The sequence below is a fragment of the Streptomyces sp. NPDC059455 genome, assembly GCF_042750115.1.
Classification (GTDB): domain Bacteria; phylum Actinomycetota; class Actinomycetes; order Streptomycetales; family Streptomycetaceae; genus Streptomyces; species Streptomyces endocoffeicus.
Genome location: NZ_JBHYVB010000025.1, coordinates 73,068 through 84,547 on the forward strand (window position 1 = coordinate 73,068; position 11,480 = coordinate 84,547).

The 11,480-nt window shown below is 73.5% G+C and carries 8 protein-coding genes; 2 read left to right on the forward strand and 6 right to left on the reverse strand.

The annotated features are described in order from the left end of the window. Positions 1-336: 336 nt before the first annotated feature. The 4 genes from ACFXB5_RS12125 to ACFXB5_RS12140 all read right to left on the reverse strand — a co-directional run bounded on the left by ACFXB5_RS12125 (position 337) and on the right by ACFXB5_RS12140 (position 4,131). Positions 337-732, reverse strand: coding sequence for a nuclear transport factor 2 family protein (locus tag ACFXB5_RS12125; protein WP_385205823.1), 396 nt, complete (start codon positions 730-732; stop codon positions 337-339). 196 nt (positions 733-928) lie between these two features. Further along, positions 929-1,867 (reverse strand): HpcH/HpaI aldolase/citrate lyase family protein, encoded by a 939-nt coding sequence (locus ACFXB5_RS12130; RefSeq protein WP_385205825.1) that lies wholly within the window; start codon positions 1,865-1,867, stop codon positions 929-931. Further along, on the reverse strand, positions 1,857-3,071 hold the full coding sequence (locus tag ACFXB5_RS12135) for a CaiB/BaiF CoA transferase family protein (RefSeq protein WP_385205827.1): 1,215 nt from the start codon (positions 3,069-3,071) through the stop codon (positions 1,857-1,859). The genes ACFXB5_RS12130 and ACFXB5_RS12135 overlap by 11 nt, the downstream gene beginning before the upstream one ends. Positions 3,072-3,189: 118 nt before the next feature. Then, the gene (locus tag ACFXB5_RS12140) at positions 3,190-4,131 is read right to left on the reverse strand and encodes a LysR family transcriptional regulator (protein ID WP_385205830.1); all 942 of its coding nucleotides are present in this window, start codon (positions 4,129-4,131) and stop codon (positions 3,190-3,192) included. Positions 4,132-4,275: 144 nt separating this feature from the next. Here ACFXB5_RS12140 and ACFXB5_RS12145 point away from each other — a divergent pair, with 144 nt between their 5' ends. Both ACFXB5_RS12145 and ACFXB5_RS12150 read left to right on the forward strand, forming a co-directional pair. Next, positions 4,276-5,583 carry a CitMHS family transporter gene (locus ACFXB5_RS12145; RefSeq protein WP_385205833.1) on the forward strand — a complete coding sequence of 436 codons (1,308 nt, stop codon included), beginning with the start codon at positions 4,276-4,278 and terminating at the stop codon, positions 5,581-5,583. A 17-nt stretch (positions 5,584-5,600) separates the two neighbouring features. Next, complete coding sequence (locus tag ACFXB5_RS12150) at positions 5,601-7,694, forward strand: 3-hydroxybutyrate oligomer hydrolase family protein (RefSeq protein WP_385205836.1); 2,094 nt, start codon at positions 5,601-5,603, stop codon at positions 7,692-7,694. A gap of 67 nt (positions 7,695-7,761) precedes the next feature. Here the strand turns inward: ACFXB5_RS12150 and ACFXB5_RS12155 are convergent, their stop codons facing one another. After that, entirely contained in the window at positions 7,762-8,826 is a 1,065-nt protein-coding gene (locus ACFXB5_RS12155) for a zinc-dependent alcohol dehydrogenase family protein (protein ID WP_385205839.1), read from the reverse strand. 84 nt (positions 8,827-8,910) lie between these two features. Beyond that, entirely contained in the window at positions 8,911-11,313 is a 2,403-nt protein-coding gene (locus ACFXB5_RS12160; protein WP_385205842.1) for a GH92 family glycosyl hydrolase, read from the reverse strand. Between the last annotated feature and the right edge of the window lie 167 nt (positions 11,314-11,480).

Here is an 11,480-nt window from a genome sequence, read left to right on the forward strand (position 1 = left end):
CGCCCACACCCCCCCCCCGGCCCGGGCGCTCGCCCTCCCGGGCGCCCCCCCGCCCCCGCGCGCGCGGGGGACGGGGGGTCCCTCCCCCGGCCGCGCGGGCGTCATCAGCGGGTCGGCCGGTGTCCTGGCCGGTTCCGATGAGGTAGCCGCTGAGTGCGGCGCCCACGATGAATGAAACCGCTGACTGACGCCACCACTGACCAGGCGCCGGCTGATCCGCGCGCCACCGACGACATGCTGACCGCACAGCCGGCTGCGCCGATGATCGCGCTGCGCCAGGATCGCGGCGACGGTGACCAGGGGGCATACCCTGGCCCTTGGCCAGGCGCGAGGCGCTCAGCCACTGATGATCCGGGCGAGGGCCGCGTGGTTGTGGTAGTCACGGGACTCGACGATCCGGCCGTCGCGAACGCGCATCACGATCACGTTGGCCGTGGTGAGCGGCTCGTCGGTGCCGGGCACGCGCGTCTCATAGTCCCATTCGGCCACGATGACCTCGGGGTCGGCGGTCTCGTGGATGACCACGTTCTTCGCGGTCATATCGAACCACTCCCGCATTCCCTCCAGAAGCCGCCGCAGGCCCTCCTGACCGCGGGTCACGGTCGGCGCCGGCACCGCGAACGGGTGCTCCAACACGACGTCCGGCGCGTAGAGCCGCCAGAGATTGTCGAAGTCGCGGTTGACCATGCCGGCCAGCAGCTTCTCGAACACCGCGGTCGGGCTGTCAGCCAATGCCCCCACCCCTTGAAAAGTAATCGGAGTCATCCTCCGATTCACTTATACGGAACTAGGTTCCGTTTGTCAATTGAGGGCGTCGTGGTCGAACTCGCCCGAATGACCTGGACCCACCGCGGTTGTCGGACTCCGAGCTCGTCTGCCTCGCCGTCGCCCAGGCCATGCCGGGCTTCGCCTCGGAGTCCAGATGGGCTCACTCCCCGCCGTGGCGGGCCAGGGTCTGGCGGGCCGTCGCCGCCATCGCCTCGTCCACCATCCGCCCCTCGAAGCGCACCGCCCCGGCCCCTTCCGCCTGCGCCCGCTCCACCGCCGCGATCAGTCGCCGGCAGCGGGCCAGCTCCTCCGCGTCCGGCGAGAACACCTCGTTGACCACCGGCACATGCGACGGGTGGATCACGGCCATCCCCTCATACCCCAGCGCACGGTTCCGCTCGGCGAAGCGCCGTAGTCCCGCGAGGTCCGCCACGTCCGCCCACAGTCCGGCCACCGGGTGGGGGCGGTCCGCGGCGCGGGCGTCGAGCAGTACCCGGGCCCGTAGCTCGCGGGTCTCCTCGCCCTCCGGGCTCCAGCGGTAGCCGACCGCCCGCTCCACATCCCCGCCCGGGGCGGCCACCGCGCCCAGGTGGGCGATCCGGGCGGCGGCCCGGCCGATGGCGTACGCCTCGCGCAGCCCGCGTGCCGTCTCCAGCAGCGGCAGCAGGGCGAAATGCCCCTCGGGCAGGCCGTGTTCGCGCTCGCACCAGGCCAGCAGCCGGTCGGCGGTGGTCACGTCCTCGGGGCCGCTCACCTTGGGCAGCACGATGCCGTAGAGCCCGGGTCGGGCGACCGCCCGCAGCTCGTCGGCGCCCTGCCAGCCCGCCGCGCGGTCCAGCGCGTTGATCCGTACGAGCAGCCGCATCGGACCGGGGGGCGGCCCGGCCGCCCGGTCGACGGCCGCGGCCACGGCCTCCCGCGCCGCCGCCTTGCCGTCCTCCGGGACGGCGTCCTCCAGGTCGAGGATGGCCGCGTCGGCGCCCGCCGCCTCCGCCTTGGGCAGCCAGCCGGTGCGGCTGCCGGGCACGAAGAGCAGGGAGCGCAGGGGGACGCGGTGCGCGGTCACGCCGGCCGCGCCCGTCACGCCGTCAGATGACACCCTCGGCCTCCAGCTTCGCCAGCCGCTCGCCGTCGATGCCCAGCCACTCCCCGTAGACCAGCGCGTTGTCCGCGCCGAGCGCGGGACCGGTGCGCCACACCGCGCCGGGGGAGCGGTGGAAGCGCGGGATCACCGACTGCATCCGCACCGGGCCCAGGTCGGGGTCGTCCACCGTGATGATGTCCTCGCGTTCGGCGTAGACCGGGTCGGCGACGATATCGGCGGCGGTGAACACCCGCGAGGCCACCACCTCGGCCCGCTCGAACGCCGCGAGGCACTCGGCCGCCGGGCGCGCCGCCACCCACTCCCGCAGCGCAGCGTCGAGCCGCTCGCGCCCCGCGTGCTGCTGCTCCACGGTGGCGAACTCCTCGTCGGGCAGGCCCAGCAGCCGCACCACATTGCGCACCGACCGGGTGGTGGCGGAGGTGACGGTGAGCCAGTCGCCGTCGGCGCTGCGGTAGGTGTTGATGACGGCGGCCGGGGCGACGGCCAGCTGGTTGCCCGCCCGCTCGGGGGCCGTGCCGAGCTGGTCGTACGCGATGATCTGCCACTCCACCAGGCGGTACAGCGGCTCGAACAGCGCCAGGTCGATCCATTCGCCGTCGAAGGAGTCCGGATCGGTGTCACGGCGGTGCAGCGCGGCCAGGACCGCGAACGCGCCCATCAGCCCGGTGACCGCGTCGCCGTGCGAGAAGCCGGTGTGCACGGGCGGGCCTTCGGGGAAGCCGGTCAGATGGACCACCCCGCTGCGGGCCTCGCCCATCTTCCCGAAGCCGGGGGCGTCGGCCCGCGAGGAGGTGGCGCCGAAACCGGAGATCTGCAGCAGGATCGCGGTGGGATTGAGCGCGTGGACGGCCTCCCAGTCCAGGCCCCAGGCGCGCAGCCGGCCCGCCCGGAGCGTCACGATCACCACATCGGCCCAGGCGATCAGCTCCCGGGCGACCTCCCGGCCCTCCTCGTGGTGCAGATCCAGGGTCACCGAGCGCTTGTTGCGGCCCGCCACCTTGAACCACAGCGGTACGCCGTCGCGCCGCGGGCCCATCGCCCGCGCCGCGTCACCGGAGCCCGGCGGCTCCACGTGGACGACGTCCGCGCCCTGGTCGGCGAGCATCCCCCCGGCGAGGGGGCCCGCCACCACATGGGCGAACTCCACCACCTTCAGCCCTGTGAGCTGTCCCTGCCCTGTGCTGGTCTGGTCCTCCATGCGGCCAGGCTGCGGGGCGGGGCGTATGCGCGTCCAGCAATGAAGGGGGATCAATTCATGCGGATCTCGCAAGGATCGCCGCCCGGCGGTCGATCCCGCCGCTGTGCCCCCGGCGCCCTCACCAGTCCTCGCCCGCCTCCTCCCACTCCACCCCCGCCGGCAAGGCGTCCGCCGCGGAGCGGAACTCCTCCAGCTGCTCCAGAAAGCGGCGCGCCCCCGGCGGAAGCGTGCGGCGCGTCGGCAGGACGACGTACAGCCGGCGCTCCACCACCGGCCCCACCAGCGGGCGCCGCACCAGCCGGCCCGGCCCCACCAGCGGATGGACCAGGGCGGGCAGCGCGGAGACGCCGAGCCCGGCCGCCACCAGACCGCCCACCGTTGCCACGTTCGACGCCTCGGCCGCCGGGTTGGCCTCCATCCCGGCCTGGGCGAAGGCCGCGTCGGTCATCCGGCGCACGCTGGAGTCGGTGCCCACCGCGAGGAACGGCTCCCGGCCCAGCTCCTCCCAGGTCACCTCCGCCCGCTCGGCCAGCGGATGGTGCTCCGGGAGCACCGCGTCGAAGCGGTCCCGCACCAGCGGCCGCAGCCGTACGCCCGGGGCGCGCCGGGCCACCGTGCTGACGGCGAAGTCGGCGTCCCCGTCGACCACCCGGTCAAGCACCGAGCGCTCCAGCCCGTCCAGCAGCCGTACGGTCATCTCCGGGCGTCGTGCGCGGAAGGCGGAGATCACCGGCGGCAGCAGCACGGCCGCGACCGAGGGCAGGGTCGCCAGGGCCACCGCACCGCGCTCACCGGCGCCGTAGCGCCCCAGCTGGGCCAGGCCCGCGCGGTGCGCGGAGAGGATCTGGTCGGCGATCCGCAGCGCCTCGGCGCCCGCCGGGGTGAGCCGCACATTGCGGGTGTCCCGCTCCAGCAGCCGCATCCCCAGCGTCCGTTCCAGATCGGCGACCGCACGGCTCAGCGACGACTGGGACACATGCAGTTCGGCGGCGGCCGCGGTGAAGCTCACGGCACGCGCGACCGCCGCGTACGCGGTCAGCTGGCGCAGGGTGACGTCCATGGTCCGTGAGCGTAGGCGCGGCGGCCGAGCAGGGGAACTGTTGCGCGAAACGCATGGATAGATCTGTGTTCGATGCTGGACGCGGATCTTTCCCCGCTCGGAAACTCTTCGGCAGCACCCGACCGGACGAGGAAGCGAGCGGCCATGCTGGCAGCACTGGGGTTCTGCACGATCGGCGGCTTCCTGCTGCTCACCATGACCAAACGGGTCTCGGTGCTGGTGGCCCTCGTCCTCACGCCCGTGGCCACCGCGGTCATCGGCGGATACGGCGACGACTTGGGCCCGATGGCACTCGACGGGCTGTCCAAGGTCGCCCCGACCGGCATCATGATCGCCTTCGCGGTGCTCTACTTCAGCCTGATGATCGACGCGGGCCTCTTCGAACCGCTGATCCGCGGCATTCTCCGCGCCACCAGGAACGACCCGGTACGGATCACGGTCGGCACCGCCGTTCTGACCCTGTGCGTCGGGCTCGACGGCGACGGCGCCTCCACCTTCCTCATCACCATCTCCGCGCTGCTCCCCGTCTATCAGCGGTTGGGGATGAGCCGGCTGGTGCTCGCCGGGGTGGTCGGCCTGGGCGCGGGCGTGATGAACATGATCCCGTGGGGCGGGCCGACGGCCCGCGCCGCCGCGGCCCTGAAGATCGACACCTCCGACATCATCACGCCACTGCTGCCCGCCCTCGCCGCCGGTATCGTCTGGGTGCTGCTCGCCGCGTATCTCATCGGACGCCGTGAGCGGCGGCGGCTCGGCGCGCTCGAGCCCGCGCCACGGGCCGAGGTGGCGGCCGGGGACGGCCCCGGCACACCCCGGGTCGCCGCCCGCCCCGGTCTCGCGCTCACCGTCTTCAATCTGCTGCTCACCGTGGCCCTGCTGGTCTGCCTGGTGCGGGAGGCCATGCCGCTGCCCGTGCTCTTCGTCTTCGCCTTCGTCCTCGCGCTGCTGGTCAACCACCCCCGCTGGGAGGACCAGCAGGAGCTGCTGGAGAAGCACGGCAGGAGCGTGGTGCTCGTCATCACCATGATCTTCGCGGCCGGGGTGTTCACCGGGATCCTCGGCGGCACCGGGATGATCGGGAAGATGGCCGAGGCGCTGGTCGACATCATCCCCGACGGGCTCGGCGGACATCTGCCGGTGCTCGTGGCCGTCACCAGCATGCCGCTGAGCCTCGTCCTCACCCCGGACGCCTACTACTTCGGGGTGCTGCCGGTGCTCGCCGGGACCGCCGACGCCTTCGGCACCGACCACGCCGAGATCGCCCGCGCGGCCGTCCTCGGCCAGATGACCACCGGCTTCCCGCTGAGCCCGCTCACCGCCGCGACCTTCATCCTCCTGAGCATGAGCGGCGTACAGCTCGGGGAGCACCAGCGCTTCATCTTCCGCTGGGCGTTCGGGACGACGCTCGTGATGACCGCCGCGGCTCTGGCGACGGGCGCCGTGCCGCTCTGACCCGGAAGGAACCGCCCATGCCATCCGCCGGCCGGCTGTCCGCCCTGCCCCTGGCCCTCGCCCTCACCACGGCCCTCGTCACCCCGCTCGCCCACGCCGCCGAGCGCGCCCCGTCCGCCCGCTCCGCGCTTCCCTCGTTCATCAGTGAGCTGACCGAGCGGCGGTACGACGGGCGGAGCGACGATCTGCTCACCGCCGGGCTCGGCTTCGCGGGGCTGCGCGGGCCCATGCCACGGGCCGCCGACCTCGACCGGCCCACCGCCGCCGAACTGCGCCGCCAGGCCATCTGGGCCTCGGCCGGGCTGTCCGCCGGATCCGGCGGCGGCCTCGGGAGGCTGTACGGACCCGATGTGGACCGGGGCCGCCCCGTGCCCGGCGACGGGAAGGTCGCTGGGGTGGAGTACCGGGCCGTGGCGGGCAGCGGGGCCCGCGGTGTCAGCTTCGTGGTGCAGGTGCCGGACGGCTTCGACCGTGCCCGGCCGTGTGTCGTCGCCGCGCCCGCCACCGGACTCAGCGGGGTCTACAGTATGGTCGGCACCACCGGGGCCTGGGGGCTGCACCACCGCTGCGCGGTCGCCTACACCGACAAGGGGATGGGCCCGGCCTTCGACGACCTGCACTCGGGCACCGTCATGGGCTACGACGGAACGACCGGTCCGCGCGCCGAACTCCACGGCCGTACCGCCTTCGACGCCGGGCTGAGCGACGCCGAGCGCGCCCGCTTCGACGCGGATCACCCGTACCGCGTCGCCTACAAGATGGCCCACTCGGGGATGAACCCGCAGGCCACTTGGGGGCGCGATGTGCTGCGCTCGATACGGCTCGCCCTCGCCGTGCTGAACCGCGACCGGCGCGCCGGAGCCCCTGGGGGCGGCTATACCCCGGCCTCCACCACGGTCCTGGCCACCGGTGTCTCCAACGGCGGCGGCGCGGCCATCGCCGCGGGCGAGAACGACCGCGGCGGGCTCGTCGACGCCGTCGTGGCCTCCGAACCGCAGCTGAACCTGGCCCCGCTGAACGGCGTCCGGGTCCGCCAGGGCGGGCGGGCCGTGCCCGCCGCGGGGCTGCCGCTGATCCGCTACAACGCGCTGGCCTCGCTGCTCCAGCCGTGCGCCGCGCTCACCGAGCCCACCGCGCCCGGCTACGCCACGCTGGACGTGCCCGCCGCCCGCCGCCGCTGCGCCGCCCTCGTCGGGGACGACCCCCGTCTGATCCCGCGCCGGGACGCCGAGCGGGCGGGGCCCGACGGACTCCCGCGCCTCGCCCAGGAGGCCCTGGTACGCGCCGGATTCCAGCCCCGGTCGGGGTATCTGCAGATCTCCCACTACGACCCGCAGACCCCTGCCTCCTACGCGATGAGCTTCGCCCGAGCCTCGGTCGCCGACGCGCTGTGCGGCTACGGCTGGGCCCGCACCGACTCCTCCGGCTCGCCCGCGCCGTACCGCACGGCGGAACTGGCCGGGGCCTTCGGCACCAGCTCCGGCCGGGCGCCCGCCCCGGGAGTGTTGATCGACGAGAACTCGCCCGGCGGGCCCGTGGCCGACGCCCGCTCCGTCGGACCCGGCGGTGAGCACGACTACAACCTGCGGGGAGAGCGTTGCGTCTACCGGCTCGCCTTTCCCCGGCCCGGGGCGCCGCGCGCCGAGCGGGACTGGGCCGCACGGCTCGCCGACGGCCTGGACGAGACCCGGCGCGACGGCGATCTGCACGGCAAGCCGGCGCTGATCGTGCAGGGCCGCGACGACACCAGGGTGCCGGTCAACCACAGCTCACGGCCGTATCTGGGGCTCACCTCGCGCGCGGGCCACGGGCCGGGCACCGTCAGCTACGCCGAGATCACCCACGCCCACCACAGCGACTCCCAGGCCGCCGGGTTCGACAACCGGTACGTCCCGCTCGGTTACTACTACCAGCAGGCCCTGGACCTGATGTGGGAGCGGCTCCAGGGGCGGGCCGAACTGCCGCCCAGCCAGGTCGTGCGCACGGTGCCGCGCGGCGGTGAACCGGGGCACGCCCCCGAGCTGACCTCGGCGAATGTGCCCCCCATCGCGTCCGACCCGGCGGCGGGGGACCGGATCCGGGTGACGGGCGGGACGGTGCGGGTGCCGTAAGCACCGTGCGGGGACGGTTCGCCAACTCCCGGTCACCGGCGGGGCCAGCCCCCGGTCACCGGCAGGGTCAGCTCCCGGCCAGGGGCGGGCGGTGCGGTTCGATGACCGTGACCCCGCCCCTGCCCCCGGAGGCCATCGTGGACAGCGCCTCCGGGACCGCGTCCAGCCCGATCACATCGGTGACCAGCAGATCCGGCCGCAGCGAACCGGCCTCGACCATCTCCATCATCGGGCCGTAGTCGTGGGCGGCCATGCCATGGCTGCCCAGCAGCCGCAGCTCCAGCGCGATGACCCGGTCCATCGGGATCATCGGGGTCCCGGCGGCCGGGGGCAGCAGCCCGACCTGGACATGGCGGCCGTGGCGGCGCAGGCTCTTGATGGACGCCGCGCAGGTCCGCGGGGAGCCCAGCGCGTCGAGCGAGACATGGGCGCCGCCGCCCGTCGCGTCCGCGACCGCCTCCGCCACCGAGCCCAGGGTGGACGCCACGTCCACGCACACCGCCGCGCCGAACCGGGAGGCGAGGGCGAGCGCCTGCGGTGAGATGTCCACCGCCACCACCCGGGCCCCGGCCGCGGCGGCGATCATCACCGCGGAGAGCCCCACCCCACCGCAGCCGTGCACCGCGACCCACTCGCCCGGGGCCACCCGGCCCTGGGCGACGACGGCGCGGAAGGCGGTTGCGAAGCGGCAGCCCAGACCGGCGGCGGTGGTGAACGACAGCTCGTTGCGTATCCCGACCAGGTTCACATCGGCGTTCTCGATCGCCACGTACTCGGCGAACGAGCCCCAGTGGGTGAACCCCGGCTGCGTCTGCCGCTCGCACACCTGCTGGGCGCCCTCCGCACAGGCGGCACAGCGCCCGCAGGCGCATACGAACGGCACGGTGACCCGCTGCCCCGGGCGCCAGTTGAGGACGTCGGGGCCGATGTCCTCTATCACCCCCGCCAGCTCATGGCCGGGGACGTGCGGCAGCCGGATGTCCGGGTCGTGCCCCATCCAGCCGTGCCAGTCGCTGCGGCACAGTCCGGTGGCCTCGACGCGGATCACCGCGCCGCGCGGGGAGGGAGCGGGGTCCTCGACGCTCCGGACCTCGGGCCGGCGCCCGAACTCGTCGAACACCACAGCACGCATGGACACCGCTCCCTCGCTCGACCACATCCCCCATGGCCCGTGTGTCCAGGCGGGCCATAGAACCTACACCACAACCGGCCGGTATCAGCCCTTGCGGGTGGCGCCCACCGACGGCGGTTCCGCGCCCCGGCCGGTGCCCCAGGAGGACGGTTCGGTGGACAGCCGGTGGGCCAGTTTCCCGCCGTGGGCCACCTGGTCCCAGTCCAGCCAAGTGCGCGCCACGTTCCGGCCGTTCAGCGACACACTCCGGACATATCGCTTGGCGTCGCTCGCGCCCGGTGCGGTGACCGCGAGCGTGCCGCCCTGCCGGGTGCCGTAGTGCCCGATACGGACCACGGCCGAGGAGAACTGCGGGCTGGACAGGGCGAGGAAGTCCCCGCCGCTCATCGTCGGGTACAGGCCCAGCGAGGAGAAGACGTACCAGGCCGACATGGTGCCGAGGTCGTCATTGCCGGTCATCCCGTCCGGCCCGGTGGTGAACAGGGTCATCGCCGCCCGCACCACGGTCGCCGCCTTCGCGGGCGCGCCCGCCCACAGATACATGTACGGGGCGTGCAGATCGGGCTCGTTGTTGGGGTTGTAGGTGGGCTTGCCGTAGTAGTCGTACGGGGCGGAGATCCAGTCCTTACGGGCGGTGCCCGCCGGGTCGGTGAGCAGCTTGCCGTAGGCGAAGAAGTCGTCGAGCCGCTTCTCGGTCGCGCTCCTGCCGCCCATCAGCCCCACGAGCCCGGCCGGGTCCTGCGGCACCAGCCACTGGTACTGGTAGGCGCCGCCCTCGTGGAACTGCCGGCCCGCCTCCACCGGGTCGTACGGGGTCACCCACGCGCCGTCGGCCGTGCGCGGCCGGAACTGCCCGATCGAGGCGTCCCACAGCGTGCGGTACGTCTGGCCGCGCTCGGCGAACATCCGGGCGTCGGCGCGGTGTCCGAGCCCGCGCGCCATCAGGGCGAGCGCGGCGTCCGCGGCCGAGTACTCCAGGGTGGCCGAGGCCGGGTGGACGCAGTCGTTGTCGCCGCCCTTGTCGGCGCAGTCGGTGCCGAGCTTCAGCCCCGAGGGGACGTAGCCCAGCTCGCGGTAATAGTCCACTCCGGAGCGGCCGTTGTAGGGCGACTCGGCGGGCGGGGTGCTGGTGGCGTTCTTCTTCAGCAGCGCGTACGCCTCGTCCTCGTGCCCGGCCAGCAGGCCCTTGGACCACGCCTCGACGAGGAAGGGGGTCACCGGGTCACCCGTCATGATGTTGGTCTCGCTGTTGGCCAGCGCCCAGCGCGGCAGCCAGCCGCCGTCCCGGCCGATGGCGACCACCGACAGCGCGACATCGCGGGCCACCCCCGGCTCCACCATCTCCAGCAGCTGGTTCTGCGGCCGGTAGGTGTCCCACAGCGAGAAGTTCTGGTACGGGGTGTAGCCGGAGGCGGTGTGGGTCGCGCCGTCGAAGCCGGTGTAGCGGCCGTCCACGTCGCCCGCCACATTGGGGTGCAGCTGGGCGTGGTACAGCGCGGTGTAGAAGGCGCGCTGCCGCTCCTCGGTGCCGCCGCCGACCCGGATCGCGTCGAGCTTCTTCCGCCAGGTGTCGTGGAGCGCGGCGCGGGTGGCGTCGAAGTCGTACGAATCCCCGGTTTCCGCCGAGAGGTTCTTCCGGGCGCCCTCGGGGCCGGTGTACGACAGCCCGACCTTGACCACGACATCCCGGTCCTGGGTCGCGTCGAAGGTGGCCCAGGCGCCGTTGCCGCCCGCTCCGGCCGCCTCGCGGGAGCCGGGGGCGGGGGTGGTGCCGCGCCAGGTGCCGTAGGAGGCGAAGGGGCGGTCGAAGGTGGCGGTGAAGTAGACGGTGTGCCGGTCCTTCCCGGCGCAGAAGTTCCCGGCCTCCACCCGGCCCTCGACGGTCCGGTCGCCGACCACGCGGATCTCGGAGCCGAAGACCTTCTGATTGGCCTTGCCGGTGTTGAACAGCACATTGGCGGCGCCGGTGGCCGGGAAGGTGTAGCGCTGCCAGCCGGTGCGCTGGGTGGCGGTGAGCTCGGCGTCGATGCCGTAGGACTTCAGGCCCACCCGGTAGTAGCCCGGGGTGGCCTCCTCGTCGTCATGGCTGTAGGTGGAGCGGTAGTGGTCCGGGTCGACGTCGCTGACCGCGCCGGTCGTCGGCATGATGGGCAGTTCGCCCGCCACCCCGCAGCCGACCCCGGACAGATGGGTCTGGCTGAAGCCGTGGATGGCGTTCTGGTCGTAGTCGTAGCCGCCCTGGCCGCCGGTGTCCGGGCTGACCTGGACCATGCCGAACGGGGCGCTCGCCCCGGGGAAGGTGTTGCCGAAGTTCTCGGTGCCCACGAACGGATGGACCAGCGAGGTGGGGTCGGCCGGAGGGGACGCGGCCGCGGCGGCCGCGGCGCCCGGCGGCCCCAGCAGACCGCCGCCCAGCAGCGCCGCCGTCATCACGCCCGCGACCGTGCCCGCAGCGCGTGCACGGATTCCACCGATCAGCGACCGCATGGGACGCACCTCCGTCTGACAACGTTGTCGACCAGGGTCGCGAAACTTTGGCACGGGGGCTGGGCGGTGTCAATGACCCGTGCGCGGGCGGGTAATTTCGTGATCGGGGGGGGCGGTGGCGGTCGGGAGAATGTCTGCTCACCGGGACAATGAGGGGTGGCGTGGGG